General features: G+C 57.4%; 26 protein-coding genes. 11 read left to right on the forward strand and 15 right to left on the reverse strand.

Annotation, left to right across the window (positions count from 1 at the left end; translation table 11 throughout):
* Positions 1–53: 53 nt before the first annotated feature.
* The 3 genes from AC3CHX_RS18135 to flgB are packed head-to-tail and all read right to left on the reverse strand — an operon-like array spanning position 54 to position 1,594.
* The gene (locus tag AC3CHX_RS18135; protein WP_488629422.1) at positions 54–716 is read right to left on the reverse strand and encodes a flagellar hook assembly protein FlgD; all 663 of its coding nucleotides are present in this window, start codon (positions 714–716) and stop codon (positions 54–56) included.
* A gap of 37 nt (positions 717–753) precedes the next feature.
* On the reverse strand, positions 754–1,149 hold the full coding sequence (gene flgC, locus AC3CHX_RS18140; protein ID WP_488644856.1) for a flagellar basal body rod protein FlgC: 396 nt from the start codon (positions 1,147–1,149) through the stop codon (positions 754–756).
* 37 nt (positions 1,150–1,186) lie between these two features.
* Positions 1,187–1,594: a flagellar basal body rod protein FlgB gene (flgB, locus tag AC3CHX_RS18145; RefSeq protein WP_488629423.1), complete on the reverse strand. Its 408-nt coding sequence runs from the start codon at positions 1,592–1,594 to the stop codon at positions 1,187–1,189.
* A 218-nt stretch (positions 1,595–1,812) separates the two neighbouring features.
* On the opposite strand from flgB, the gene flgA reads away from it, so the two are divergent.
* The 3 genes from flgA (at position 1,813) to AC3CHX_RS18160 (ending at position 3,498) form a co-directional block, all read left to right on the forward strand.
* On the forward strand, positions 1,813–2,598 hold the full coding sequence (gene flgA, locus AC3CHX_RS18150) for a flagellar basal body P-ring formation chaperone FlgA (RefSeq protein ID WP_488629424.1): 786 nt from the start codon (positions 1,813–1,815) through the stop codon (positions 2,596–2,598).
* 97 nt (positions 2,599–2,695) lie between these two features.
* Positions 2,696–3,028: a flagellar biosynthesis anti-sigma factor FlgM gene (gene flgM, locus AC3CHX_RS18155; RefSeq protein ID WP_488629425.1), complete on the forward strand. Its 333-nt coding sequence runs from the start codon at positions 2,696–2,698 to the stop codon at positions 3,026–3,028.
* A gap of 5 nt (positions 3,029–3,033) precedes the next feature.
* Positions 3,034–3,498, forward strand: coding sequence for a flagella synthesis protein FlgN (locus AC3CHX_RS18160; RefSeq protein WP_488629426.1), 465 nt, complete (start codon positions 3,034–3,036; stop codon positions 3,496–3,498).
* A gap of 116 nt (positions 3,499–3,614) precedes the next feature.
* Here AC3CHX_RS18160 and AC3CHX_RS18165 read toward each other — a convergent pair whose 3' ends face one another.
* The 7 genes from AC3CHX_RS18165 to flhB form a co-directional block, all read right to left on the reverse strand.
* Positions 3,615–4,400 (reverse strand): SDR family oxidoreductase, encoded by a 786-nt coding sequence (locus AC3CHX_RS18165; protein ID WP_488629427.1) that lies wholly within the window; start codon positions 4,398–4,400, stop codon positions 3,615–3,617.
* Positions 4,401–4,657: 257 nt separating this feature from the next.
* Positions 4,658–4,990: a hypothetical protein gene (locus AC3CHX_RS18170; RefSeq protein WP_488629428.1), complete on the reverse strand. Its 333-nt coding sequence runs from the start codon at positions 4,988–4,990 to the stop codon at positions 4,658–4,660.
* A gap of 12 nt (positions 4,991–5,002) precedes the next feature.
* A complete protein-coding gene (locus AC3CHX_RS18175; RefSeq protein ID WP_488629429.1) occupies positions 5,003–6,205 on the reverse strand; it encodes a Bcr/CflA family efflux MFS transporter in 1,203 nt (400 codons plus the stop codon).
* Entirely contained in the window at positions 6,202–6,837 is a 636-nt protein-coding gene (locus AC3CHX_RS18180) for a diiron oxygenase (protein WP_488629430.1), read from the reverse strand. The genes AC3CHX_RS18175 and AC3CHX_RS18180 overlap by 4 nt, the downstream gene beginning before the upstream one ends.
* A 444-nt stretch (positions 6,838–7,281) precedes the next feature.
* Complete coding sequence (locus tag AC3CHX_RS18185) at positions 7,282–8,043, reverse strand: RNA polymerase sigma factor FliA (protein ID WP_488629431.1); 762 nt, start codon at positions 8,041–8,043, stop codon at positions 7,282–7,284.
* Between the two features lie 170 nt (positions 8,044–8,213).
* Positions 8,214–10,277: a flagellar biosynthesis protein FlhA gene (gene flhA / locus AC3CHX_RS18190; RefSeq protein ID WP_488644857.1), complete on the reverse strand. Its 2,064-nt coding sequence runs from the start codon at positions 10,275–10,277 to the stop codon at positions 8,214–8,216.
* Between the two features lie 41 nt (positions 10,278–10,318).
* Positions 10,319–11,467, reverse strand: a complete 1,149-nt coding sequence (gene flhB / locus AC3CHX_RS18195; protein WP_488629432.1) for a flagellar biosynthesis protein FlhB — start codon at positions 11,465–11,467, stop codon at positions 10,319–10,321.
* 374 nt (positions 11,468–11,841) lie between these two features.
* On the opposite strand from flhB, the gene AC3CHX_RS18200 reads away from it, so the two are divergent.
* Positions 11,842–12,171 (forward strand): CzcE family metal-binding protein, encoded by a 330-nt coding sequence (locus tag AC3CHX_RS18200; RefSeq protein ID WP_488629433.1) that lies wholly within the window; start codon positions 11,842–11,844, stop codon positions 12,169–12,171.
* A gap of 104 nt (positions 12,172–12,275) precedes the next feature.
* Here AC3CHX_RS18200 and cheY read toward each other — a convergent pair whose 3' ends face one another.
* The 4 genes from cheY to AC3CHX_RS18220 form a co-directional block, all read right to left on the reverse strand.
* A complete protein-coding gene (gene cheY / locus AC3CHX_RS18205) occupies positions 12,276–12,662 on the reverse strand; it encodes a chemotaxis response regulator CheY (protein ID WP_488629434.1) in 387 nt (128 codons plus the stop codon).
* Positions 12,663–12,747: 85 nt separating this feature from the next.
* The gene (locus AC3CHX_RS18210; RefSeq protein ID WP_488629435.1) at positions 12,748–13,836 is read right to left on the reverse strand and encodes a protein-glutamate methylesterase/protein-glutamine glutaminase; all 1,089 of its coding nucleotides are present in this window, start codon (positions 13,834–13,836) and stop codon (positions 12,748–12,750) included.
* Between the two features lie 19 nt (positions 13,837–13,855).
* Entirely contained in the window at positions 13,856–14,710 is an 855-nt protein-coding gene (locus tag AC3CHX_RS18215) for a CheR family methyltransferase (RefSeq protein ID WP_488629436.1), read from the reverse strand.
* Positions 14,710–16,506: a methyl-accepting chemotaxis protein gene (locus AC3CHX_RS18220; RefSeq protein WP_488644858.1), complete on the reverse strand. Its 1,797-nt coding sequence runs from the start codon at positions 16,504–16,506 to the stop codon at positions 14,710–14,712. The genes AC3CHX_RS18215 and AC3CHX_RS18220 overlap by 1 nt, the downstream gene beginning before the upstream one ends.
* A gap of 360 nt (positions 16,507–16,866) precedes the next feature.
* Here AC3CHX_RS18220 and AC3CHX_RS18225 point away from each other — a divergent pair, with 360 nt between their 5' ends.
* Together AC3CHX_RS18225 and AC3CHX_RS18230 are read left to right on the forward strand one after the other, a co-directional pair.
* Complete coding sequence (locus AC3CHX_RS18225) at positions 16,867–17,790, forward strand: LysR family transcriptional regulator (protein WP_488629437.1); 924 nt, start codon at positions 16,867–16,869, stop codon at positions 17,788–17,790.
* A 112-nt stretch (positions 17,791–17,902) separates the two neighbouring features.
* Complete coding sequence (locus AC3CHX_RS18230) at positions 17,903–18,478, forward strand: SRPBCC family protein (RefSeq protein WP_488629438.1); 576 nt, start codon at positions 17,903–17,905, stop codon at positions 18,476–18,478.
* Between the two features lie 18 nt (positions 18,479–18,496).
* On the opposite strand, the gene AC3CHX_RS18235 is transcribed toward AC3CHX_RS18230, so the two are convergent.
* Positions 18,497–19,423, reverse strand: coding sequence for a hypothetical protein (locus AC3CHX_RS18235; RefSeq protein ID WP_488629439.1), 927 nt, complete (start codon positions 19,421–19,423; stop codon positions 18,497–18,499).
* 113 nt (positions 19,424–19,536) lie between these two features.
* Here AC3CHX_RS18235 and AC3CHX_RS18240 point away from each other — a divergent pair, with 113 nt between their 5' ends.
* From AC3CHX_RS18240 to thpR, 5 genes are all read left to right on the forward strand, one after another.
* Positions 19,537–20,265, forward strand: a complete 729-nt coding sequence (locus tag AC3CHX_RS18240; RefSeq protein ID WP_488629440.1) for a glutathione S-transferase — start codon at positions 19,537–19,539, stop codon at positions 20,263–20,265.
* Between the two features lie 134 nt (positions 20,266–20,399).
* Positions 20,400–21,221 (forward strand): translesion DNA synthesis-associated protein ImuA, encoded by an 822-nt coding sequence (imuA, locus tag AC3CHX_RS18245; RefSeq protein ID WP_488629441.1) that lies wholly within the window; start codon positions 20,400–20,402, stop codon positions 21,219–21,221.
* A 17-nt stretch (positions 21,222–21,238) separates the two neighbouring features.
* Complete coding sequence (locus AC3CHX_RS18250) at positions 21,239–22,711, forward strand: Y-family DNA polymerase (RefSeq protein WP_488629442.1); 1,473 nt, start codon at positions 21,239–21,241, stop codon at positions 22,709–22,711.
* A gap of 1 nt (position 22,712) precedes the next feature.
* Complete coding sequence (locus AC3CHX_RS18255) at positions 22,713–25,895, forward strand: error-prone DNA polymerase (RefSeq protein WP_488629443.1); 3,183 nt, start codon at positions 22,713–22,715, stop codon at positions 25,893–25,895.
* Between the two features lie 110 nt (positions 25,896–26,005).
* Complete coding sequence (thpR, locus tag AC3CHX_RS18260; protein ID WP_488629444.1) at positions 26,006–26,524, forward strand: RNA 2',3'-cyclic phosphodiesterase; 519 nt, start codon at positions 26,006–26,008, stop codon at positions 26,522–26,524.
* Positions 26,525–26,577: the final 53 nt, after the last annotated feature.

The raw sequence follows: 26,577 nt of genomic DNA on the forward strand, positions 1-26,577 counted from the left end.
CGTTCCCCTTTTCAGATTACTTTTGAACAAACCGATTGATGCATTTGGTGCGGCTACAGAATCAACTTAACGTCTCTCAGACCGACCTTGGCCGACCTGCCCAGATCGAGCGAAACGCTGCCGCCGTCCTGGACGACGCTGGCGACTTTCTCGTAGGTGAGGGTATTCGCCGCGACGCGCTGCGCGCCATACACAGCCGCCACGCTGATGCTGTAGGCACCGTCGGGCGCCGCCGTCCCGTCTTCGCGCTTGCCATCCCACACCAGGTTCTTGACGCCCTGCGGCTGCGCACCCAGATCGAAGTTGCGGACCACTTCCCCCCTGGCATTCAGCACGCTGACGCTGACCTTTTCCGCGGAACCGAGCATTTCAAGCCCGAACCTGGTGTCGCTACCGCTCGCATGCCTGATCTCCGTACCCGGCACCAGCACGGTACGGCCGATCAGCGCAGCTGCCTGCAAAGCCTGATTGGGGCCGCTTTGATTGACCAGAGAATCGAGCGTGGCATTCAGTTTCTCGATGCCGCTCACGGTGCTCATCTGCGCCAGTTGCGAAGTCAGCTGGGCGTTGTCGAGCGGGTTCAGCGGATCCTGATTATTCAATTGGGTGACCAGCAACTTGAGGAAACGCTGCTCACTGTCTGCGCTCGCTTTAGCGTTGGCCGACAGCGCCGCCGTGCCCTGACCGTTCAGTGAATTTGCCGCGTTGATTGCCATAAGAATTTTCCTCTCCGGTATTACGTGATCTGTCCGCTTATTGACCGACGGTCAGCGTCTTCAGCATCATGGTCTTAGCCGTATTCAACACTTCGACGTTGGCCTGGTAGGAACGCGATGCCGACATCATGTTCACCATTTCCTCGACCACATTGACGTTCGGCATGCTGACGTAGCCATCTGCCGCCGCCAGTGGGTTCCCGGGGTCGTACACCATCCGCAGCGGCGACTGATCCTCGACCACGCCTGCGACTTTGACGCCGCCGATATCGCTTTGGTCAACCGACGCCACTTCAAATACGACTTGCCTGGCGCGGTACGGCTTGCCGTCGGGACCGCTGACGCTGTCGGCATTTGCCAGATTGCTGGCGCTGACGTTCATGCGTTGCGATTGCGCGCTCATGGCGGAACCGGCAACGTCGAAGATATTCATGGAGACATTCGATGGCATGTGTTTATCCTTGTCTGACTTACGACTGCACTGCTGAGAGCATGGATTTGATTTGCATACCAATCACGGTCAGGCTCGATTCGTAGTGCAACGCGTTATCGGCAAAATTGACCCTTTCGGCATCCATTTCCACGGTATTGCCGTCGATGCTGGATTGGCTTGGCGTCCGATACAGCAATGCCGCATCGTTGCTTAGCGCTTGCTCTCCCGCCAGATGCCGTGCAGAGGTGACCGACATCGACATCGCATGCGCGTGCCGGCCGCGCTCGACCGCTTGCGTCAGCGTGCTGCTGAAATCGAAATCGCGGGCCTTGTAATAAGGAGTGTCGGCATGGGCGATGTTCGCCGACAGGATCTCTTGCCGCCGCGCGCGCAAATTCAGCGCCTCCTGCTGAAAACGCAGTGCATTATCAAGTTTGTCGAGCATGTTTTTTCCTCACCGTTGAAGTTCCCATACCTGTTAATGAAAACAATTATAGGTAGCCGGATGCAATCGCAATCGCCGGAACAGGCGGGGAATTCCAGTGCAATTCAAACCTTGCCGGCGTCGAGGATTCGATAGCATCGCCATGCTGGACAATCCGGAAATATGGCCAACGGCAGCCCATCGCCCGCGCCCGGCCCCACCAACAACGAGCTCACACCATGCATTCATACAGAAGTCATCAGCGCCCGGTCCGCACACGATGGAGCGCACTCTTGCCGCTCACCGCTGTCACCGCGCTGTGCGGCATCAACCCAGCCGCCGGCCACGCCGGCACGCAACGTCCCGCGCCGCTGACCGGCCCTGCGCAAGCCGTCATCCAGCAGTTTCTATCCAGTCAGGCCGTCGGCCTTCCGGGCAAAGTAGTCATTTCCATCGACACCCCGATGTCCGGCGCACTGCCGCCGTGCGACGCGCCGGAAGCGTTTCTGCCAAGCGGTGCGAAGATATGGGGAAGAGTTTCCGTGGGTATCCGCTGCAATGGCGCAGCGCCGGCAGCCGAGTCTGCAACCGCCTCGCCCGGCCGGCAGGCATGGAGCCGCTACGTCCCGGCGTATGTCGCCGTCATCGCACCTTATCTGGTAGCAACCCGTCCGATCAACGCAGGCGAGACCTTAACCGCGGCTGACTTCACGCTGCGCGAAGGCGATCTGACAACCCTGCCGCGCAACATCCTGACCGGCACGGCCCAGATCGACGGCATGGTCGCGCTGAACCGGCTTGCCGCGGGCGCACCGGTACGGCCGGAACTGCTGCGCGGCGCCATCGTGGTGCAGCCCGGACAAAACGTCAAAGTCATGGCGCAAGGCGCAGGTTTCGTGGCCAGTACAGAAGGCCGCGCCATGACCGGCGCCGCCATCGGCACCCGCTTGCAGGTCAAAACCCAGGGCGGCCAGATGGTGGTTGGCATAGTACGTGCGGATGGCAGTGTGGAGTTATCGAATTAGATCCTATGATCTAAAGTAAGGAAACCGATTGCAAAATAAATTAAAGTTTCTCCGCCATCTGCCGTTATACCGGGGGAGAGCCCCTTGAGGAAACATCTTGAAAATCAATCAACCCGCAAATTCGCCGAACAACGTCGCCAGCCAGGCCGCTACCGGCAACAGGCAAAACCCAACCCGCGCCCGGACCAATGACGCGCCAGCTAGCGCAGCGGTAAACGCCAGCGCGAATAGCGCCTCCCCGCTGGCAACCCGGATGCGTCAACTGCAAAGTCAGCTGATACAACCGGGCAGCGGCGATTTCAACGCCACCAAGGTAGCGGAAATTCGCCAGGCCATCAGCGCAGGCCGGTATCAGATCAGCACCTGCAAGATCGCCGATGGCCTGCTGGACACAGTGCGTGATCTGCTGGCCAAAGCAGCCGCCCGGTAATCATCATGAGCGCTCCTCTCCTCCATCGTCTGAACCAGGAATGCGCCGCCGTGGAAGCGTTTCTGCTATTACTGGATCAGGAATCGGCAGCGTTAATCCAAGGCAATTTTTCCGGATTGCCGCTGCTGACGGCGCGCAAAGGCCAACTGGTCGATCGCATTGCCCTGCTCGATCAGGAACGTGAGCAACAGTTGCAGCAACTGGGCTATCCGGCTAACCGCGCAGGTGCCGACGCTGCCGCGGCAGCCGGCGGTGACAGCCTGCAACAAGCCTGGCATGCATTACTGGCACGCGCAGCCGAAGCGCGCGAGCGCAATCATCGGAATGGCATTCTGATCCATACGCATCTGGACTTCAGCCGTCAGGCGATCAATTTTTTGAGCGCATGCGGGCAGTCGCTTTATGGGCCTGACGGGCAGCATCAGGTTGGGCGAGGGCTAGGCGCCCCCCAGCAGTTCGGTCGTCGTTAATTGAACCGGTCACTGCTCCGTGGAAGCAAGCCGGGGGGCGGCCCGGCTAGTATCCACGGAGTAGCTACCGTTTTAGATACGCAACGACCGAAAACAATGAAGAACAACAACCAACCTCACCCCCTCCCAACAAACGGCATATTAGTCGCCATCACAGTCATAAACTGCACATTCGCCTCCAGCGGCAGCCCCGCCATATACAACACCGCCTTCGCCACATTCTCGACCGCCATCGTAGGCTCAACCGCAATCGCCCCGCTCGCCTGCAAAATCCCCTTTTCCATCCGCTCCGTCATATCGGTCGCCGCGTTACCAATATCAATCTGACCGCAGGCAATGTTGTACTTGCGGCCGTCGAGCGAAGTCGACTTGGTGAGCCCGGTCATGGCGTGTTTGGTGGCGGTATAGGCGACCGCATTCGGCCTTGGCGCATGGGCTGAAATCGAGCCGTTATTGATGATCCGGCCACCGCCCGGCTGCTGCTCCTTCATGATGCGGAAAGCCTCCTGGGTGCACAGGAACGCCCCGGTCAGATTGATATCGACAGAAGCTTTCCAATGCGCATAGTCAACTTCTTCGAGCGAAGCCGGCGGCGTAAAAATACCCGCATTATTAAATAGCAGATCAAGCCGGCCAAAGCGCTCGCGAATCTTCGCAAACAACAATTTTACCGACACCGGATCGCTGACATCCGCCGACACCGCCAGCGCATTCACACCGAATTCACCGGCTGCGGCCACAGTCGATTCCAGCGCCTCAAGGCGCCGCCCCGCCAGCACCACGGAATAGCCATTGCAGAGCAATGCCAGGGAAATATATTTGCCGATGCCGGAACCGGCACCGGTAACAAGTGCAATTTTTTGTGCTGAACCCGTCAGGGCGGAAGACTGCGTCAAAGTCATAGCGATACTCCTTGATGATCGTTGGTAGTTAGCGCATCATTTTAACTACCTTCCGGCCCCAATAGGAAATCCGAAACCGGTGGTCCGGCCGGATTCGGTAAATCCGATGACAGGTTCGATCGTATGCTATAAAAGCTTAAACATGCCCGATTCTTGAAAATGGAATCCAGCCTTTAGATAAAGGCTTTTCGCAGGATCGTTATTAGTAAAAACGTGTAAGCGAATATCTTTCAAACCTAGTTTTCTTGCATAACTTTCTATGTTTTTTTCAGGACTGCTGTGGCTAGGCCGGATCTTTGAAAGGCTGTGAAAATATAGATATCGTAAATAAATAAAGTTTCCATATTACTATCCACATGAAACCAAAGTGCTCCTGCGACATTGCTTATTCTACCGACACAAATCGAATAGAATTGGTGTCCGTCGGTACTTTGTCCAGCCGGCAGAATATTTTTAAATATTGCACTAGCTGTTTCAATCGGACCAGAATTCAAGGTTACATTTTCTGTTAAATTTTTCGCATAGCGAGCAATTGATCCGCGAGAGAAGTCTCGGAATGTCGTTTGCGACATCGGAGTTAGTATCAACATGGATAATTTTAACTAAATATGAGACCAACGAAATTTCACAATAACAAGCGAAAAAACAATGAAACTTAAAATCGCTGTTATTAAGATCATAAAAAGTAAATTTGTAACGATCGCAGTGCCCATTGTACTAACCATAGCGCCAATTACTCCTCCTCCAATAAATCGTAAAGTATTTGCAGCAGCAGCAGCAGCTGTTCCTGCCATATGATCAAACAGAGTCATTGCTTCTGTCGCTGTGGCCGGCCGTATAAGAATAGTACCGGCCGTGCAAAAAATCATTGGTACTAACACTGATACTATTGGCTGTGTTACTAAGTAGTGTAATACCCCCATCAGGATCGCTGAAACTGTCATCAAAACCAAGCCCAAAAAAATCTGTTTATGACTATCTACAATTTTTGAAATGTACGTGGCGGCTATTCCCCCTAGTACGTAAGCAGCTCCATAAAAAAGCAGAATCAACGAATACTCATAAGCAGTCATTTTCATTTCAACTAGAAAAATTAATGGCGACACGATGATAAAGGAAAAATGGCAAGAAAAAGCAAAAGTGCCAATCAACGAGTAAGAAACAAAGAGTTTATTTGAAAATATTTTTATATAGGCGCGAAAATGCGATTTCTCTCGTAAATTTGATTTTTCAGCTGTCTCAACAAAGCAGAAAAATATTTGCACCAAAATTATGAGTGATAAAAAAATGAAAAATACAAAGCTTCCACGCCAACCTATAAAATATTGCAGCACTGTCCCGAGCAACGGTGAGCACGAAATACAAACCCCGCCAAATGTAGTAACAAATATACGAACAAAATGTCCTTTTTGACCTTTGAATGCGTCTTGAACGATGGCTTGCGCTAGTACAAAGCAAGCACATCCTATTGATTGAACGACCCGAAAAACCAAAAATAATATATAGTCAGAGGATAACGCGCAGCCTATGGCGCCAACGATTGCAACTACCAAGCCGATCATCAAAAATATTTTCCGCCCGTATTTATCTGAGAGTGGCCCCACAAATAATTGTGCAACGGAAAATCCGACCGCAAATAGACTGATAGATAGGGAAATTCTATTGGTGTCGATGCCAAAATTTCCAGCCAGAGCGGGAAATGACGGAAGCATTACATCTAAAGGGATTGCACTAAGAGCAATCAATGCACTGATCAAGAATAATAATGCGCCCATAGTCATCCGTGACGTAACGCCTGAGGTCATAAAGACAGCCTACTTTTCCCGTCAATCAGCCCTTGCTTCACAAATATATCGACATAGGAAGAAGTCGAAAAAAACGAAGTTTTTTGCAAGGCGCATAAGGTCGCGCTCCATCCATTTCGCGCACGTTCGAGATTCGCTTGGTCGGAATTTCGATCGGATGAAATATCTGTCGCAATATCCTGGGAAACTCCAACCTCCATCAAGTTTTTTCGTAACCACTCTTTTTCAAGTCGAAAACATTCAAAGATGATTTTTGGTAGCTGCTCTGCGCAAAAGTCCTTTTCATTTATTGATAAGCGCTTCCAAACGTACGCGAACATTGCGCTAAAGTAGCGACTATGCGCCCATTCATCCTCTAGATGGTCTCGCAACATGTTGTAGACCGGCTTTACTATCGTGGATTTTCCCATTCGCAGAAACTCTTTAGTAATAACCGTTTCGGATACGAATCCTATTAAAAACCATCCCAACGAACAAAAATTTTTATCAAAGCCTGCCGCCAGTTTTTCTAACCGTAAAATTCGGCTAAAATTTTTCTGGTCTGAACCTAATCCGTATACATCCGCCACCTGCGCCGCCACATTGGCGGAAATAACTGCGTGAAATCCTTCTTTTGTTAGCCGTTGCGTCAAACTCCCGAGCCTCAACGATTTTCAACAGTCGCGTTATATGGGCGAAATCGAGCGAATATTGCTGATGCGATTTAAAATCCCAAAGCACCACTCCTCTTTGCGTAAAGAGAAAAAAGATATTTGGGTTGAGGTAGAGTTTCATTTTTTAAAGAAAGAAGGCAACCAGTAACTGGATGCCTTCTGTTTCTTACTTACTCTTTAACTGGACAGGTAACGTTAGTCCAATTAGCCATTTGATTTGACTCGAGAGTTATTTTTTCCATGATAATCTCCTTAATGTAAAAATAGAAATGCCTGACCAAGATGATGCGACACGAAAATCCTAACAAAGAAAATTCAGATTTCATCAATCACTTTTGAACATATAGGGATTTTTCTTATGGCCAGGCGGCGCGTTTGCGGAGAAACTGCCGCAAGCCATCCATCTTCCGAAACGGCAGCATGTCAAACCGCCTGCGCGCCGACCGTTTCCCGCATCCGTGCGCGCAAGCGGCTGATGGCCTGGCTGTGCAGCTGGCAAACCCGCGACTGGCTGACTTCCAGTACGGCACCGATTTCACGCAGATTGAGTTCCTGTTCGTAATACAGACTCAGCAGGAGACGCTCACGCTCAGGCATGCCTTCGATCGCCGCCAGCAGCGCGTGACGCAAGCCGCTTTGCAGCAATTGGTGCAAAGGGTCGCCTTGATCGGCGTGCCTGCTGTTGTCGTGTCGATTTTCGCGATCCAGTTGTTGATCAAGGAAGGAATTTTCATTATTTCCGCCTTCGAAATCTTCGTAATACACCAGCTGGCAGCCGTGGATATCCTGCAGCAACTGTTGGTATTCCTCCAGCGGCAACTGCATGGCCTGCGCGACTTCGCGCTCGGTCGGCGGGCGCGCGAGTTTTTGCTGCAGTCCTTGCAACGCCGCTTCGACGCTGCGCGACGACTGCCGCAAACCGCGCGAGAGCCAATCGTTGGCGCGCAATTCATCCAGCATCGCACCGCGAATGCGCTGGCTGGCGTAGGTTTCGAACTGCGCTCCCTGATTTTCCCGATAGCGATTGACGGCATCCAGCAAGCCCAGCATACCGGCCTGTATCATGTCATCGAGCTCGACGCTGGGCGGCAGCTTGGCAATCAACTGCAAGGCCAGACGCCGCACCAGCGGCGCGTACTTCGTCAGCGTGCCGGGCATATCCATTTTTCCCTGCGCGGTATACATTGCGGTGTCCTTTTCTATCCTGGTTGACCCTGCAGGCAAAGTTGCCACCTTCTTTCAATGCAACGCCAGCATTGCCTGGCTGGCGTTGTCGCCGGCTGCCTTATGTGCTGCCTTATGTGCTGCGTTATGCGCTGCATTAGCGGCACTTCCGTGGAGCTTATTGGCGGCGTTCAAACTTCCCCCCCGATCGTGGCGCTGATCCTGATATGCCGGCTATCCGGAATTTCGGCCAGCGACAGCACTTTTAGCTGTGGCAGGCTGCGCCGCAGGAAGCGCGCCAGCAGCGCGCGCAACGGCTGCTGCACCACCAGCACCGGCGTCTGCCCCAGTTGTTGCTGGCGGTCGATGGCCGCCTGCGTCTGGGCCAGCAAGCTGTCCGCCAGACCCGGCTCCAGACCGCTGTCCGTACTCAATGCCTGCAGCAGCACGCGGTCGAGCGCGCCATCCAGGCCAATCACCTGCAATTCGCCGTTGCCCGGGAACAGCTGCTGGGTAATCGCCCGCCCCAATGCCAGACGCGTCAGCGCGGTCAGTTGGTCGGCATCGCTGACGCTCGGCGCATGTTCTGCCAAGACCTCCAGGATGGTGCGCATGTCGCGGATAGGAACGCTTTCGTCCAGCAGGTTCTGCAACACTTTCTGCAAACCGGTCAGCGACAATACTTTCGGCACAAGGTCCTCGCTCAACTGCGGCGCTTCCCGGCCGATCCGGTCCAGCAGTTGCTGCACCTCCTGGCGGCCCAGCAGTTCGGCAGCGTGGGCATGGATCAGATGATTCAGATGGGTCGCGACCACCGTGCTGGCATCGACCACGGTGTAGCCGTAAATCTGCGCCTGTTCGCGCAGATTGCCATCGATCCAGATCGCCGGCAGGCCAAAGGCCGGATCGGTGCCCGGGGTACCCGGCAACGCGGCGCTGACCTGACCCGGATTAATCGCCATCCATTGGCCCGACAGCGCTTCGCCACGGCCGATTTCAACGCCTTTCAGCGTAATCACGTAAGCGTTGGGCTTGAGCTCCAGGTTGTCGCGGATGTGGACTACCGGCACCAGGAAGCCGATGTCCTGGGCGAATTTTTTGCGGATACTCTTGATGCGCCCCAGCAGCGCGCCGTTCTGGGCGCGATCCACCATCGAAATCAGGCGGTAGCCGACTTCCAGTCCGAGCGGATCGATCAGCGCCACATCGTCCCAGCTAGCCTCCGCCGGTTCCATCGAAGCAGCAGTTGCGTCCGGTGCAGCCGCCGTAGCGGCCGCCGCCCTGCGCTGCAGCACGCGGCGCCCCAGCCACACCAGACTGCCGGCAATTGCCAGAAAAGCGAGATGCGGCATGCCCGGGATCAGTCCCATCAGGCCGATGATGCCGGCGGTCAAAAAAAGTACCTGCGGATTGGAGAACAATTGCCCCATCAGCTGCTCGCCGACGTTTTCGTCGGTGGTCACGCGCGAGACGATGACGCCGGCCGCGGTCGAAATCACCAGCGCCGGAATCTGCGCCACCAGACCATCGCCAATCGTCAGCAATGTATAGCTCCTGGCGGCAACGGCAATATCCAGCCCGTGCTGGGCCACCCCGACCACCAGGCCGCCGATGACATTGATCAGCATGATCAGCAGACCGGCGATGGCGTCGCCGCGCACGAACTTGCTGGCCCCGTCCATCGAGCCGTAAAAGTCGGCTTCCTGCGACACTTCCGCACGCCGCTGGCGCGCCGCATCTTCGCCGATCAGACCCGCATTCAGATCGGCGTCAATCGCCATTTGCTTGCCCGGCATCGCATCCAGCGTGAAGCGCGCGCCCACCTCGGCAATCCGCCCGGCGCCTTTGGTGATGACCATGAAGTTGATCAGCACCAGAATGATAAAGACCACGATCCCGACCGCGAAATTGCCGCCGACCAGAAAATGGCCGAAAGCCTCGATCACCTTGCCGGCGGCATCCGGCCCCTTGTGGCCTTCCATCAGCACAACGCGGGTCGAGGCGACGTTCAGCGACAGGCGCAGCAAGGTCGAAAACAGCAAAATCGCCGGAAAGGCGGCAAAATCCAGTGCCTTCATGGTGTACATGCTGACCAGCAACACCATCACCGACAACGCGATATTGAAGGTGAACAGCAAATCGAGCAGGAACGGCGGAAGCGGCAAAATCATCATGCCGAGGATCAGGATGATCAGGATCGGCCCGGCCATGCCCCTGATCTGATTGCCGGCCATCAGTAACTTCGGCAGTTGCATGAAGGAGCGCAAGGCCGCGCCCGAGGTTGAAACGGAAAACTTCATGCCGGACTTCCTAATGGATCGAGTGATTCGGGTACCGCTAAATCTGCGGGAGCGCGCGGCCGGTCGCCGGTGCTGCTGCCGTCGCGCCAGCGCTGCAGTTGATAAACCCAGGCCAGCACTTCGGCCACCGTCGCATACAATGCCGCCGGGATTTCGTCGCCGAGATTGGTATGGCGGTACAGCGCACGGCTGAGTGGCGGCGCCTCCAGGATCGGCACATTGTTTTCGGCACCGATGGCGCGAATCCGGAGCGCGATCAGATCGCTGCCTTTGGCAACTACCCGTGGCGCCCGCATTTCCTGATCCCGATATTTGAGCGCCACCGCAAAGTGGGTTGGATTGGTGATCACGACGTCGGCGCCGGCGACTGCCGACATCATGCGGCGGCGCGCCATCTGTTGCTGCTGACGGCGGATCCTGGCCTTGACCTGCGGATCGCCGTCGCTCTCCTTATGCTCTTGCCGGAGCTCTTCACGCGACATGCGCAGCTTCTTGTGAAAACTCCAGAGCTGATACGGCACATCGCTGGCCGCTATCAGGAACAGCGCGGCGACAATCAATCCACAACAGTTGGCGACCAGCCGCACCATGTGGGGCAAGGCCGCATGGACAGGCTCGGTCAGCAGCGCCAGGATCGCCTCCATCCTGGCAGAAATGACCGTGTAGGCAATCCCGCCAACCAGCAACGATTTGGCGATCGCTTTGGTCAATTCGGCCAGCGACTGGGTAGAAAACAGGCGTCCGATGCCGGCCACAGGATTCAGTTTGGAGAATTTCGGCGCCAGCGATTCAATCGAAAACAGCCAGCCGCCCAGCATCAGCGGCGCCGCCAGCGCAGCCGCCAGCAGCATGCCCAGCAGCGGCAAGATGGCCTGCAATGCTTCGATCCAGACCAGGCCGGCTTGCGCCAGCATATGCGCGGTATCGAACGCCGCGGCCCGCTCGAATTGCAGCCCATGCTGCAACGCGCGCCCCAGATGTTCGCTCATGGGTTGCGCCGTCAGCCAGAGTCCGCCGATGCCGGTGACCAGCAATACAAATGTGGTCAATTCTCGCGAACGGGCAACCTGACCTTCTTCCCGCGCCTTTTCCAGACGGCGCGGAGAGCCGGGTTCCGTTTTTTCGAGATCGCTTTCTTGCGCCATGCATGCTCCCAGCAAGAGGGAGCGAAGATCGCTCCATCAGGAGAGATTATTGATGCGGAAGCAACGATTCGATCGGCGGAACAGGGGCGGGATCGGGGCGTTTCTTGGGCAATCCGGGGAAAATCGCCCAGTTGACAGCTCTCCGCACATCCCCCAAAAAAATCGTATAACTGATATTGCCATTTGCAATTGGCGCATTACATTGGCGCGACATATGCTGTATGCAGCAGCATTAATTTAATAAGCCGTCAGGAAGATCATGGCCGCTTCACCTTCTGCTCTGGCCTGTTCTTTTCCAGATACGCGTGCCACGCACTGATGTAGCGCCGGACAGCTGAGTCCGAAGTCATTCACTACACTTTTTGGAGAATAAAATGCATGCTAAACAATTGATCGCGGTTGTTGCCGTGTTGACCGCCAGCACTTCCACCTTTGCCAGATCGCTGCCCAGGATTGATCTCTTGGGCGATCCGATACCGGTATCAGCAGCCGCCCGAACAATCGTCATTACTCCGGACACCAAGTACGTGAACGTCACCGGTGGCGAAACGGTCAGGTTCATTGTGGGCGATAAATCATTCGCCTGGAATTTTGATGGCTCAGTAGTGGTTTCCTCATTCGACTTAAACCGGACTGCACCAGCAAGCGTGCTTGACCACAGAGTGATCGCCTATGTCGCACCCAATCCTCTTTACGTGCCATGACCATGGGCGCGGTGGAGAGCGGGCAAATCCGGAGGCATCCGGATACTATGAATGAAGGCGGGTCGGCAAGATACACAAAACAATCCTGACCATCATTTTTTTGTTCACCTGATCTTTTCGAATATCCTGGTGATTTTTTCTTCCAGAGTGGCGGCGGTAAACGGCTTCACTACATAGCCGTTCGCGCCGGCCTGTGCCGCGGCAATGATGTTTTCTTTTTTTGCTTCCGCGGTCACCATCAGCACCGGCAATCTTGCCAGCGCAGGGTCGGCACGGATAGCCTGCAACATGGCCAGACCGTCCATGTTGGGCATATTCCAGTCGGAGACGACGAAACCGAAGTTGCCGCCCTTTAATTTTTCCAGACCGGCAGCGCCGTCTTCCGCTTCGTCGACGTTGATGAAATCCAGCTCTTTGAGCAGATTGCGGACAATCCGGCGCATGGTGGGGAAATCGTCTACTACCAGGATTTTGATGCTTTTATCGACCATGATTACTCCAGACTATGTTGACTATGGGCATGTTGCTGCCGTAACTGTTTCCTTGAGGACTTCCGCAAAACCGCCGTTTCCAGGTTTAAACACGATTGCTTGTTTCCCCAAACGCCGTCAGGCGCACCATCAGGCGCTGACTCATCTCGTTGATGCCGGCCACTTCGCTGGCCGCGCCGATCGCTATCGCTTCGCGTGGCATGCCGAACACCACGCAACTGGCCTCGTCTTGCGCCAGCGTATAAGCACCGGCCTGGCGCATCCGTAGCAAACCGGCAGCGCCGTCGCGGCCCATCCCGGTCAAAATGACGCCGATGGCGTTCTTGCCTGCGTACCTGGCGACAGAGTCGAACAGCACGTCGATCGATGGCCGGTGTCGATTTACCGCTGGCTCCTGATCCACGTGAGCGACATAGTTGGCACCGCTGCGCGCCAGCGACAGGTGATGACCGCCCGGTGCAATATAGGCATGGCCGGGCAATACCCGTTCGCCCTGCACGGCTTCCTTGACCGTGATCCGGCACAAGCCGTTCAGGCGCTGGGCAAACGAATTGGTAAAACCTGGCGGCATGTGTTGCGCGATCATGATGCCCGGACAATCCGGCGGCAATGGCCGCAAGACTTCCCGAATCGCTTCGGTGCCGCCGGTGGAGGCACCGATGATGATGAGTTTTTCGGTGCTCAATAACGGGTTGCGCAACAGCGGCGGCGCCGTTGCGCCGGCCGTTGCAGCGCTGCCGCCGCCCGGGCGGCGTGCCGGTTGCAGGCGTGCCCGTGACGCTGCCCGGATTTTGTCGGCAATCAGGTCGGTGTATTCAAGCAGGCCGTCGCGGATGCCGAGCCGCGGCTTGGTGACAAAATCAACCGCACCCAGTTCCAGCGCGCGCAAGGTGATTTCCGAGCCGCGTTCGGTCAGCGACGACACCATCAACACCGGCATGGGCCGCAAGCGCATCAGCTTTTCCAGAAAATCCAGGCCGTCCATACGCGGCATTTCGACATCCAGCGTCAGCACATCCGGATGCAATTGCTTGATCAGATCACGCGCGACGAGTGGATCCGGCGCGGTCGCCGCCACGGTCATATCGGGCTGGCTGTTGATGATCTCGGTCATCAGACTGCGGATCAATGCGGAATCGTCGACACACAGCACCTTGATCTTGTTGGTCGTCACATGCCCTCCTTATTTTTTATCAATAACCCCGCACTTTGGCGGAAGCCAGTTCATAGACGGTCTGACCGCGCAACCTGAACGCTTGATCGGCGCAGGAAAAATTCTCGGAATGCCCGGCAAACAGCAAGCCATGCGGCTTCACCAGCGGCGCAAAACGCTGCAGGATCTTGCCCTGCGTCGGCTTGTCGAAATAGATCATCACGTTGCGGCAGAAAATCGCGTCGAATGGCGCTTTGACGGCCCAATGCGGATGCAGCAGATTCAATGGCGCGAAGCGCACCAGCTTTGCTACTTCCGGCCGGATTCTGACCTTGCCCGCCTGGGCCCCGGAACCTTTCAAAAAGAAGCGCTTGAGGCGTGCCGGTGGCAACTTGCTCACCTGCTCCATGCTGTACACACCGGTCGCCGCCGTTTCCAGCACCTGCGTATCGATATCGGTTGCCAGCACCCGGACCGCGCCGGCGCGGCTGCCGAGCGCTTCGATCAGCGTCATCGCAATCGAGTACGGCTCTTCCCCGGTGGATGCCGCCGCACACCAGACGGTCATCGGTTGCGGACAGTTGGCGGCATGCTGCGCCAGCAGCGGAAAATGATGCGCCTCGCGGAAAAAAGCGGTCAGATTGGTAGTCAGCGCGTTGGTAAACGCCTCCCATTCGGCGTGGTCCCGGTCAGACTCCAGCAGCGCCAGATAGAAAGAAAATTCCGTCAATCCCAGTGCGCGCAAGCGGCGCGCCAGGCGGCTATAGACCATCTCGCGTTTTTGCTCCCCCAGAGCTATTCCGGCGCGCTGATGAATCATGCTGCGCACGCGAGAAAAATCGTGGTCGGTCAAGCTGAAGTCGCTGTGCAGATATTCCGGTAACGCGCCCATCATCAGAAGGTTTGCCAGTCATCGTCGGAAGCTGGCGCTTTGGTGGCGGCTAAACCGGGAGCCTGCCTCAAGCCAGGCTGATGGCCGGCCCCTGACTTAGACTGAATACCGGCTTTCACCCTCGTTGGCGCATATGCGCTCGCCTGCGCGGCAACCGCTGTCAACCGCTTCGATGGCGTTGCCAACGCATTCTGCGAATGCGCTGACCGCATAGCGGCGCTCTGCGCCTGCGGTGTGATAGCGAACTCCCGATTCAGCTTGAATGCACTGACGACGTGCGACAGGGTTGCCGCCTGATCCTGCAGGCTTTCCGCGGCGGCGGCGGCCTCTTCCACCAGCGCGGCATTTTGTTGTGTGACCTGATCCATCTGGTTGACCGCCTGATTGATCTGCTCGATACCGGCGGTTTGCTCGTGGCTGGCGGCGCTGATTTCGCCCATGATGTCGGTCACGCGGCGGATGCTGTTGACGATTTCATCCATGGTGCTGCCGGCCTGATCGACCAGCCTGGAGCCGACGCCGACTTTGGCCACCGAGTCGTCAATCAATGCCTTGATTTCCTTGGCCGCACTGGCAGATCGCTGGGCCAGATTCCTGACTTCAGCCGCCACCACGGCAAACCCGCGCCCCTGCTCGCCGGCCCTCGCCGCTTCTACCGCCGCATTCAGCGCCAGAATATTGGTCTGGAACGCAATCCCGTCAATGACACCGATAATGTCGACAATCTTTTTCGACGACGCATTGATCGAACCCATGGTACTGACCACCTGCGTCACTACCGCACCGCCGTGGACGGCAACTTCCGAAGCGGATACCGCCAGCTGGTTGGCTTGACTCGCATTCTCGGCATTTTGTTTGACGGTCGATGTCAGCTGCTCCATCGACGCCGCTGTTTCTTCCAGCGAACCGGCCTGTTGTGCGGTACGCGACGACAGATTCTGGTTGCCGGCGGCAATCTGGCCGGATGCGGTGGCAATCGTGTCGGTGCCGCTGCGCACGTCGCCAACGATCTTCAGCAGGCTCGCATTCATGTCTTTTAAGGCCTGCATCAGTTGCCCGGTTTCGTCGGCCGAGCCGACTGCGATATCCGCGGTCAAATCGCCATCCGCCACCCGCCGCGCAACTTCTACCGCAAACGCCAGCGGCTGCGCGACAATGCGCGCCAGCCACAATGCCAGGCCGACGCCGAGTGCAATCATCACGACCAACAGCACGCAGATGGCGAAACGGGCGCTTTCAAACAAGGATTTCCCGGTTGCATTGGCTTGTCTGATACCGTCGCCATTAAACTTTTCCAGCTGGTCGACCTGGGTATTCAATGCCATATACACCGCCAGGGACTCAGCGCGCATATGCTTCAACGCCCCGTCTTTTTCCAGCGCCCGCGATTGGGCCATGATCGTGTCATCCAGCGCAAAATAATCTGCCACGCCGGCTTTGATTTTGCCGAAAATCTCTTTTTCTTCCGGCGCGAAAGCGATCTTTTTTTCATACGCGCCCAGCGTCTTCCGTAACGCGTCTTTTATCTCCAGTATTTGGGTTGCGTAGTCTTCCATGTGGGTAACATCGGTAGACAGAATATGTTGCAATTCCAACGTGCGCAAACGCGCCGCCTGCGCTTTCATCAGCAGTACATTGTGCACACTCGGCAACCAGTTACCGCTCATTTCGATTGCGGTGTAATTCACCCGCGCCAATTGGATAATCGAAAATGCCCCCAGCAACACTGTCATCATCAGCATCAGGGAAAATGCAAGCAGCAGCTTCTTTGCAATCTTCAGGTTATAGAACCAAGTCATCATTTTCTTTCCAAATCGCGTGATACAAATCGCGTGTCCATTCCTATCCAGAAATCACCATCGCCGCGCTGAATCCGCCGGCTTAATGGGGTTAACGGCAGCGTGCAGGATTTATTCAGGGCTTGAGGGATATCGGGTACTACGGAAAAAGAGGCAAATGCGCGTAAGCCGCGCAGTAGAATGCGCTGTGCATTTCCTTTTGGAAGCGCTGAGTAAGCGTGGCCTCAGCTAAAGCTGACCTGGTCCAAGGTCAGGAGGAGAAGCGCAGTCGTACGCTAGTACGATGAGCATCGCAGTCCTGAGATTGGGCCGCGCAGTAGCTTAATCAGAACTTCCTTATTTTTACTATCGAAAGTCGGCATGCTTAGATTAAGTCTGGACGCGTTGCAAATCCTCGACGCCATTGATAGACGCGGTTCGTTTTCGGCAGCGGGCATTGAGCTGCATCGCGTTCCCTCGACCATTTCATACACCGTCGCCAAACTCGAACAGGATCTGGGAGTCCAGGTATTCGAACGCCTGGGGCCCAAAGTCAAGCTGACCCGCGCCGGCGCAGAACTGCTCAAGGAAGGGCGTTACCTGCTCAAGGCCGCCGAAGATCTTGAACATCGGGTGCGGCGGGTTGCCTCCGGCTGGGAAACCGAACTGACTGTCGGTCTGGATTCGGTGTTTTCACCGGCGGCGCTGGTCGACGACATTGCGGCTTTTTATCTGGTAGCCGACCGAACACGGTTACGGTTTTCCCGCGAGTCGCTGACCGGAACCTGGGAAGCCTTGCTCGACCGCCGCGTCGATTTACTGATCGCCGCGCCCGGCGAGGGCCCGGCCGGCGGCGGTTATATTGCAGAACCGTTAGGGACCATCCCGTTCGTCTTTGCAGTGGCGCCGACGCACCCGCTGGCACAGGTATCGACCCCGCTCGGGAAGGCTGACATGCATCCGTATCGCGCCATCACGGTGGCGGATTCCGCCAGAAAAATGGCGGCGCGTACGGTCGGACTGCTATTTGGGCAAGACACGCTGACGGTGCCTGACATGCAGAGCAAGTATGCATTGCAGGTGGCCGGCATCGGCTTCGGTTTTCTGCCGGAACCCTGCGCCCGGGCAGCGCTTGCGGCAGGCCTGCTGATTGCGAAAGAGGTAGAGGAGCCAAGGCAAGCCGAAGTGTTTTATCTGGCCTGGCGTACCGGTGAAGATGGCGCCGCGTTAGCCTGGTGGATAGACCGGATGCGTGGGTCCGATGCGATGCTGCGACTGACTGAACGGATGGCGCGTTTTATATGATGAACGCAAACGGAGCGGGATGGTCAGTGTTGCCCGGCTTCGATATTCAAAGTAGGTTACTGTGAGCGGTACGCTTTTGAATCAAGGCTGTTCGACCGGAGCGATTTTCATCATGATCAAATATCTTCACAGGTTAATACTCATAGTTGGCATGTGCATTTTTGGCCAGCCGATCGCATTTGCCGACCAGGGGCAGGCGCAAGACTTTGCGATAGCAGTTAAAAAAAGCGGGGAAATACTGGTGGTTGACGTCAGCTTCACGGTGGCGGCAACGCAGCACGAAGCTTGGGATGTATTGACAGACTACGATCACATGCAGGAATTTTTACACAACCTTCAACTCAGCAAAATAATCAACACCGCCGGCCATACAATTCAAGTGTTGCAAAAGGGCAAGGCATCGTATGGCCCGCTGTCGTTTGCATTTGACTCGGTGCGCGAAGTGGAACTCAGCCCCTACAAGGAAATTCATTCACACGTCATTAGCGGAACCATTAAGCAGGCCGACGGGACGACGCGACTGACCCCGGAAGGAGATGGCACCCGCATTACTTATCACAACGAATCCGTGACCAATGTCTGGCTGCCGCCGGTCATCGGCCCATCGTTTGTCAAAAGAGAAACCCTTGCGCAATTCACGGATATGAGAAATGAAATATTGCGGAGAAAAGCCGCGCAGCAAAAATAAGGCCGGTTGAGCTACAGGTTACTGCGCCTTCTGCTGGCGCGAATACTCATTCCGTTTCATGTCGAGGTAGGCGGCGCGATCCATTTCATGCAACTGCCTGCGATACAGCTCGGTGGCAGTAAACCAGTTCTGCAAGCGTATTTCGAGCTGTGCCGGAGGCGGCGCGGCAAATGCGGCGAGATAGGCGTCGATCGCGAGGTAATAGCGCATGGTATTGCGCTCGATCAGGCCGCGCACGCCACCGATATAGTCGGGCTGACTGCCGGGCTGGCTGGCGGACTGCTTGCCCCTGCTGGTGAATCCCACCTTGTCGCGGCCGATTGTGGCGAGATAGCCTTGCATGGCCAGACGCCCTGTAAAACTATAGGCGTACGAATAGGTGAGATGCAGGAAAGTCTTGCCGCCCTGGACAGAAACTGCTTCCAGCTGGATGTGATAGTCGCTGGTGTTCAGCGGCCCCGTCTTTGCGTTAAGACGGACCCCGAAATATTCGGGCGTCGTCGCTGCGACGCTATAGGTAAACCTGACCTGGTAAGCGTCAGCAAGCGGCCTGTCGTATTTGGCCCCGATGCCGACCATGAGGATATTGCCGGCCTGCTCTGTCGACGCATGACAATACTTTATATTCAGATGCAGCGACAACACGTCGCACCAATGCGCCGGGTTGTTGAGCGCGGCATTCACGGTGGCAAACGGATAGGCGACCAGCGCGTAGATATCGCCCTTCAAATGGCTGGGAGATTCAACCGAATCGAGATATAACGGCCGCTTGAACTGGTTGTGGCTAAGTTGTCCATCCAGTTCGGCGTACTTGACACGCAGCAATGCCGCGGAATCCGTATCCGGCCCGGCGGCAATAGCCAGCCCTGCGCCTGCACACGCCACACAGACGACTAGCAGCCGTATCATTCGCCATATCGGATTCATCTGGAATATCTTTGTCATCTGCGCCTATCTTACGCTTGCAACGATCATTCGTTGGAAATTCATGGCTGCGCACAGAACGACTTTCCTTAAAGTTAACTTGTAGCCGGCATGCCGGCAACTATAGTTACACCATGCGCTACAAACTATATTACTGGCCGACGATACAGGGACGCGGAGAGTTTATACGCCTGGCATTGGAACAGGCTGCTGCGGCCTATACGGATGTCGCGCGCCGCTCGGAACGTAGCGGCATGGGGGTAGCGGCCATGCTGCGCCTGATGGAAAGTCAAAAAGCCGCTTCTCCATCCTTCGCACCGCCATTCCTGCAGGCGGGCGATCTGCTGATTGGACAAACGGCGAATATCCTCCTGTTTCTGGGACCCCGGCTGGGATTGGTGGCGCCGGATGAAGCGAGCCGATTGTGGGCGCACCAGTTGCAACTGACCATCGCCGATCTGGTGACGGAAGTCCATGACACCCACCATCCGGTCGCCAGCGGCCTGTATTACAAGGATCAAAAGCCGGAAGCGCTGCGCCGCGCCGCTGACTTTACCGCTGCCAGGCTGCCGAAATTCCTGGACTATTTTGAGGCCATCCATGCGCGCAATCCGCACAGCGACGACTATCTGTTAGGCGATACGCTATCCTATGTCGACCTGTCGATGTTTCAGGTGATCGCGGGCTTGCGCTACGCATTTCCAAAGACCATGAAACGGCTGGCGCCTGACTACCCGCGCTTGCTGGCACTCCATCGACTGGTCGCATCGCAACCGCGTATCGCCAGGTATCTTGCCTCCACCAGACGGCTGGCCTTTAACCAGCAGGGTATTTTCCGGCGCTATCCGGAGCTGGACATTTAGTGCTAGCCCTGCCCGGGCGAACCGGCTTGCACCCTTCTCAAAACAAAATTGACTAATGGATTCCAGTAAATATACTGTATATTCATACAGTAAAATGCTGTCACGCCTTTCCATTTCATTTTGCCAACTCAGCCATGTCCGCCACAGCACGCATTAATCCGCCATGCAACATATCGTCCGCCGCGCAATCGCTGGCGGAGACGCTGCCGCATGCGTTGTGGCGCGGTAATCAAATGGCATCTTTCCGGAGTGCCGTCATCGCATCCGGCCACCCGCTGCTGGATCGGGAATTGCCCAACGGCGGCTGGCCGCATGCGGCGCTGATCGAACTGTTATTGCAGCAAGCGGGCAGTGGCGAAATACACCTATTGCAGCCGGCATTGGCCGCCCTCACCCGACAGCGCCGGCGGATCGCGCTATTACAGCCGCCGCATCTGCCGCAGATCGCAGCCTGGAGCGGCTGGGGCCTGGCCGCCGACTGCCTGCTCTGGATCAAGGCCGCCGGCAGTGCGGATGCAGTATGGTCGGCGGAACAGATTTTACGCAATGGAAGTTGCGCTGCGCTGCTGTTCTGGCAATCCCATATCCGCACCGATGCGCTACGCCGTTTGCATCTGGCAGCACAAGCCAGCGACACCATGCTGTGGATGATCCGGCCGCTGAGTGCCGCTCATGAATCATCGCCCGCACCGTTACGGCTGTTGCTGCGCCCGGCCAGTAACGGCATCGCAGTGCAGCTGCTCAAACGGCGCGGACCGCAACACGAGCAACCGCTGTATCTGGCGTGGACAGATGACGCGACCGATGCTTCTTTCGCGACGATTGCATCCGCCCATACGCAGCTTAAGACAACCCCGGAAACCGCAGCGATGATGGTGCAATCCCTGGCGGCGCACACGCGCCCTGCCGGGACAGCCAGCATCACCGAGCCGGGATTGGCGCATGCGGCGGGTTAATCAGGAGAGCTTGAATCATGCCTTTATGGATCGGCGTCCATCTGCCGCTACTGCCGCTGGAAACCTTGCGCCCGCGCTGGTCCGAGCCCGGCGTGGTGGCGGTGCTGGAGCACGAGCAAGTGCTGACGATGACGCCTGGCGCTGCCGCCAGCGGCATCCGCCGCGGCATGCGGCGCGGCGGTGTGCTGGCAATCGCACCGCAAGCCACGCTCTGCGAGCGCGATCCGGCGCAGGAACAAAGTGTGCTGGACGCGATTGCACTGACATTGCTGCAATACACACCTGAAGTCGCACACGCCGAAGAAGCCAGTCTGCTACTCGACGTCAGCGCCAGCCTGAGCGCCTTCGGTGGCCGGCTGGCGCTATGCCGCCGGGTGCGCGCAAGCCTTGACACGCTCGGCTTCAGCGCACAAATCGGCATGGCGCCGACCGCACAGGGGGCCTGGCTGCTGGCGCGCTATCGCCCTCATCCGCGGCTGCGCAAACAACGCCGCAGCCTCCGTATCGACAGCATGGCGCGCTACATCGATGCATTGCCGTTTGCGATATTGCCGGCGACGCGCCCCTATCGGGAATGGCTGGATGCGATCGGCTGCCGCACTCTCGGCGATCTCCGTCAACTGCCAAGGGCCGGACTGCAACGGCGCAGCGACCGGCGGATACTGGAAGCGCTGGATCGCGCCCATGGGATCGCACCGGAAGTGTTTGAATGGGTGCAGGCACCGAAAGAATTTTCGGCACATCTGGAATTGCCGGATCGCATCGAACATGCCGAAGCGGTCCTGTTCGGCGCGCGCCGCCTGCTCCAGCAAATGATAGGCTGGCTAGTCGCACAACAACTGGCCGTCTCCGGTTTTACGCTGGCACTGGAACACGAACGCGGGCGTCAGGCGATCGCCCCCAGCACACTCGACATCACACTGGCCGAGCCGGCCTGGCATGAAGATCATTTGCTGCGCCTGCTCAAGGAGCGGCTCAGCCGCTTTCAGTTAAGCGCCCCCATCATCGCCCTGCGCCTTTGCGCCACACAGGTCACGCCGATGCTGCCGCCCACCGCATCGCTATTCCCGGAACCGGGCGGCACCGCAGCGGATTATCACCGCCTGCTGGAACTGTTAAGCGCGCGCCTCGGCACCGAAAACGTCCTGACGCCGGCAGCACTGGCAGACCATCGGCCAGAGCTGGCGAATGCCTGGCAAGCCGCCAGTCACCACCCGGCACCGGCAGCAGCAGCCATCGTTCCCGGTCAACGGCCATTCTGGCTGCTGCAACAACCGCTGGCCCTGCTGGTACGCGATCACCGGCCGTTTTACGGATCGCCGCTGCGGCTGCTATCCGGCCCGGAACGGATCGAAGCCGGCTGGTGGGACGGCGGCCTGGCCGTACGCGATTATTTCATCGCGGAAGGCAGTGAGACAGCGCGCTATTGGGTCTATCGCGAACGCGCTGCGGAGGAAATAAACTGGTTTTTACATGGGCTGTTTGCCTAAAATGAACAATCCCTCCCAACAATCACCCCTCCCCGCCTACGCCGAACTCCAGTGCGCAAGCAACTTCAGCTTCCTGCGCGGCGCCTCGCATCCCGAGGAACTGGCAGCCCGCGCTGCGCAATTAGGCTACAGCGCCCTGGCCATCACCGATGAATGCTCGCTGGCCGGCGTCGTCCGCGCCCATACCGAAGCCAAGACACACAAACTGCAGCTCCTGATCGGCAGCCAGTTTCAATTGGTCGACAAAGAGGGCAAGCCGACTTTTTCGATCATCGTGCTGGCGCAAAACCGCGAAGGCTACGGCAACCTGTCGGAGCTGATTACGCTGGCCCGCACGCGCGCCGCCAAAGGCGCTTACCGCCTGAGCGCCGACGATCTCGGCGCGACCGGCAACCCCGATGAGGCCGACCATGCCTACGCCCACCTGCGCAACCTCCCCGACTGCCTGATCATCCTGCCAGCCAGTCATGGCATCGGCGCCAACGCCCTCGCCGCGCAAGCGCAATGGCTGCGCGACACCTTCCCGCAGCGCGCCTGGATCGGCCTGACGCTGCACCATCGGGCCGACGATGAGCGGCACCGCGCCACTGTCGAACTTGTAGCGAGCCATCATTCAATTCCGGTGGTCGCCAGCGGCGATGTCTGCATGCACGTCCGCTCGCGCAAGCCATTGCAGGACACGCTGACCGCGATCCGCCTGGGCCGGCCGGTCGCTGCCTGCGGCTACGCTCTGGCACCGAATGCCGAGCAGCATCTGCGTAGCCGGCTACGTCTGGCAAACCTGTACCCGCCGGCAGCATTGGCAGAAACCGTCAGGATCGCCGGTTTGTGTCATTTTTCGCTGGATGAATTGCGCTACGAATATCCGGATGAACTGGTGCCGGCGGGTCAGACGCCGACCACCTATCTGCGCCAGGAAACCTATATCGGCGCGCGCCAGCTATTTCCGCAAGGCATCCCGCTCAAAGTCCAGAAACAGCTCGAACAGGAACTCGACCTGATCAACGACCTCGGCTATGCATCCTACTTCCTGACGGTATACGACATCGTCCGCTTTGCCCGCAGCCAGGACATTCTGTGCCAGGGACGCGGCTCCGCCGCCAATTCGGCAGTCTGTTATTGCCTCGGCATCACCGCAGTCGACCCGGCCCGCAGCACGCTGCTGTTTGAACGCTTCATCAGCAAGGAGCGTAACGAGCCGCCGGATATCGATGTCGATTTCGAGCATCAGCGGCGCGAAGAAGTGATCCAGTACATTTACAACAAATACGGCCGGCTGCGCGCAGCACTGACTGCTGTGGTCGTCAGCTATCGTCCGCGCAGCGTGTTGCGCGATGTCGGCAAGGCCCTCGGCGTCGATCCCGGCGTGGTCGATCAGGTCGCCAAATCGCATCGCTGGTGGGACGACAGACACCAGCTGGAACAGCATTTCCTTGAATGCGGCATCGATCCGCACACAGCGCTGGTGCAACAATGGTCCGGGTTGGCGCACACGCTGCTGGGATTCCCGCGCCACCTGTCGCAACATCCGGGCGGCTTTGTGATTTCACGCGGCAAGTTGTCGCGCCTGGTACCCATCGAAAACGCTGCGATGAAAGACCGCAGCGTGGTGCAATGGGACAAGGACGATCTGGATGCGCTGGGCCTGCTCAAGGTCGACATCCTGGCGCTCGGCATGCTGACCATGCTGCGGCGCGCGCTGGCGCTGGTGGCACAGCAACGGGGCGAAGCTTTTGAACTGCACAACATTCCATCCGAAGATCCGGCGACCTACGAGATGATCTGCAAGGCCGACACCATCGGCGTATTCCAGATCGAAAGCCGGGCCCAGATGAGCATGCTGCCGCGCTTGCGACCGGAAAAATTTTACGATCTGGTGATCGAGGTGGCCATCGTCCGACCGGGGCCGATTCAGGGCGGCATGGTTCATCCCTATCTCCTGCGCAAACAAAACAAGGCGCCGGACACGCTTCCTCACGATGAATTGAGAGAAGCCCTGGGCCGCACCCTGGGCATACCGATTTTTCAGGAACAGGTGATGCAAATCGCCATCATTGCCGCCGGTTTCACTCCGGGCGAAGCGGACGGCCTGCGCCGCTCGATGGCAGCATGGAAACGCAAAGGCGGACTTGAAAAATATCGCGACAAGCTGATCGACGGCATGACCGCAAACAATAAATACGACCGGCAATTTGCCGAAGCCATCTTCAACCAGATTCAAGGCTTCGGCGAATACGGCTTCCCCGAAAGTCACGCCGCCAGTTTTGCCTTGCTGGCGTATGCCAGCGCCTGGCTGAAATGTCATGAGCCGGAAGCTTTCCTGTGCGCACTGCTGAACAGTCAGCCCATGGGATTTTATTCACCGTCGCAACTGACGCAGGACGCGCGCCGGCATGGCGTCGAAGTGCTGCCGGTCGATGTCAACCTCAGCAACTGGGAGGCGACACTCGAAACCTCCACCCAACCGCATGCAACGCGCCCGGCCGTGCGGCTGGGCCTGAACCTGGTACGCGGCCTGAGCCCGGACAGCGGCGCGGAGATGGAAGCCGCACGTGCCGTCAGGGCATTTAGCGACATCCACGACATGGCCTTGCGCGCGAATTTAAAACGCGACCAGTTGCAGGCGCTGGCGGCAGCCAATGCGCTGCTTGCGATGTCCGGCAATCGGCGTCAGGCACTATGGCAGGCACTGGTCAGCGCGCCCGGCAAAGACTTGCTGAAAGCCGCAAAAATAGAAGAACCGCCGCTGCTGCAGGGCGCCCCCGGCGAAGCAGAAAGCATAGTCAACGACTACCGCGCGCTGGGCCTGACCCTGGGCCGCCATCCACTGGCATTGTTGCGCGAACAATTAAGCGCCAAACGCTTTGTCCCCGCCGCTGTCCTCAACACCTTTGCCAACGGCCAGCCGGCACGCGGCTGCGGCATCGTTACCGTACGTCAGCGCCCCGGCACCGCCAAAGGCACAATGTTCGTCACCATCGAAGACGAGACCGGCCCGGTCAACGTCATCGTCTGGCCTGCACTGGTCGACCAGCAACGCAAGGAACTGCTTGGCGCATCGCTCCTCGGCGTGTATGGCATCTGGCAAACCAAAGATAATGTCAGTCATCTGGTGGCCAAACGGCTGGTGGATTTATCACCGCTACTGGGACGATTGCAAACCGGCAGCCGGGATTTCTGTTAAGCGCGCACTCAAGCGGGGATGCGAAGTTGCAAGCGCAACTTATCCGTGTCAGGATGTGCCGACACTAGCAGCCTTTTGTCTGCGTACAAAGACCTGACAACCCGGTCGCAATGATGACTATCGAAGCTATCAAACAGCATCGCCTCTTTTACGCCATATGGCCCGACGCGGCCACCGCCGAGCGCCTGATCCGGCTGCAGGCGCCTTTGCATGGACGCAAAACGCAGCCCGATGATTTTCATATCACGCTGGTGTTTCTGGGCAGGCAATCATCAGAGTTACTCCCCACTTTCCAGGAAATCCTGACGCACTTGCCCAGGATCAAGATGACGCTTGAAATTGACCGGCTCCGGTATTCTCAACGCAATCGCATTGTCCGGCTTGAGATGAAAGCAGCGCCCCCTGCGCTCTTTGAATTGCAAAGCGAGCTGACCCGGGAACTGACGCGCCACCAGATTCCATTCCATGCTCACCCTGAATTCAGGCCGCACATTACCTTGGCGCGGCATGCCGATGCGCCCGGCGAACTGCCATTTTCTCCGCTCATCTGGCATGCCGGCCGCATCGCTTTGGTTGAGTCATTGAGCGCTGTTGAGGGTGCCAAATACAGGGTTCTGGCAATGCGGTGACGCAATCCTTGGTAGCGGGCCGGCAGCAAGCCGATGCCCGATGGCATTGTCGC

It is taken from the genome of Glaciimonas sp. OK215 (assembly GCF_057787885.1).

Coding starts and splice junctions, on each gene's coding strand:
- AC3CHX_RS18135 (WP_488629422.1), bottom strand. CDS start 716: ATGGCAATCAACGCGGCAAATTCACTGAACGGTCAGGGCACGGCGGCG.
- flgC (WP_488644856.1), bottom strand. CDS start 1,149: ATGAATATCTTCGACGTTGCCGGTTCCGCCATGAGCGCGCAATCGCAA.
- flgB (WP_488629423.1), bottom strand. CDS start 1,594: ATGCTCGACAAACTTGATAATGCACTGCGTTTTCAGCAGGAGGCGCTG.
- flgA (WP_488629424.1), top strand. CDS start 1,813: ATGCATTCATACAGAAGTCATCAGCGCCCGGTCCGCACACGATGGAGC.
- AC3CHX_RS18160 (WP_488629426.1), top strand. CDS start 3,034: ATGAGCGCTCCTCTCCTCCATCGTCTGAACCAGGAATGCGCCGCCGTG.
- AC3CHX_RS18165 (WP_488629427.1), bottom strand. CDS start 4,400: ATGACTTTGACGCAGTCTTCCGCCCTGACGGGTTCAGCACAAAAAATT.
- AC3CHX_RS18170 (WP_488629428.1), bottom strand. CDS start 4,990: ATGTTGATACTAACTCCGATGTCGCAAACGACATTCCGAGACTTCTCT.
- AC3CHX_RS18175 (WP_488629429.1), bottom strand. CDS start 6,205: ATGACCTCAGGCGTTACGTCACGGATGACTATGGGCGCATTATTATTC.
- AC3CHX_RS18185 (WP_488629431.1), bottom strand. CDS start 8,043: ATGTATACCGCGCAGGGAAAAATGGATATGCCCGGCACGCTGACGAAG.
- flhA (WP_488644857.1), bottom strand. CDS start 10,277: ATGCAACTGCCGAAGTTACTGATGGCCGGCAATCAGATCAGGGGCATG.
- flhB (WP_488629432.1), bottom strand. CDS start 11,467: ATGGCGCAAGAAAGCGATCTCGAAAAAACGGAACCCGGCTCTCCGCGC.
- AC3CHX_RS18200 (WP_488629433.1), top strand. CDS start 11,842: ATGCATGCTAAACAATTGATCGCGGTTGTTGCCGTGTTGACCGCCAGC.
- cheY (WP_488629434.1), bottom strand. CDS start 12,662: ATGGTCGATAAAAGCATCAAAATCCTGGTAGTAGACGATTTCCCCACC.
- AC3CHX_RS18215 (WP_488629436.1), bottom strand. CDS start 14,710: ATGATGGGCGCGTTACCGGAATATCTGCACAGCGACTTCAGCTTGACC.
- AC3CHX_RS18220 (WP_488644858.1), bottom strand. CDS start 16,506: ATGACTTGGTTCTATAACCTGAAGATTGCAAAGAAGCTGCTGCTTGCA.
- AC3CHX_RS18225 (WP_488629437.1), top strand. CDS start 16,867: ATGCTTAGATTAAGTCTGGACGCGTTGCAAATCCTCGACGCCATTGAT.
- AC3CHX_RS18230 (WP_488629438.1), top strand. CDS start 17,903: ATGATCAAATATCTTCACAGGTTAATACTCATAGTTGGCATGTGCATT.
- AC3CHX_RS18235 (WP_488629439.1), bottom strand. CDS start 19,423: ATGACAAAGATATTCCAGATGAATCCGATATGGCGAATGATACGGCTG.
- AC3CHX_RS18240 (WP_488629440.1), top strand. CDS start 19,537: ATGCGCTACAAACTATATTACTGGCCGACGATACAGGGACGCGGAGAG.
- imuA (WP_488629441.1), top strand. CDS start 20,400: ATGTCCGCCACAGCACGCATTAATCCGCCATGCAACATATCGTCCGCC.
- AC3CHX_RS18250 (WP_488629442.1), top strand. CDS start 21,239: ATGCCTTTATGGATCGGCGTCCATCTGCCGCTACTGCCGCTGGAAACC.
- AC3CHX_RS18255 (WP_488629443.1), top strand. CDS start 22,713: ATGAACAATCCCTCCCAACAATCACCCCTCCCCGCCTACGCCGAACTC.
- thpR (WP_488629444.1), top strand. CDS start 26,006: ATGATGACTATCGAAGCTATCAAACAGCATCGCCTCTTTTACGCCATA.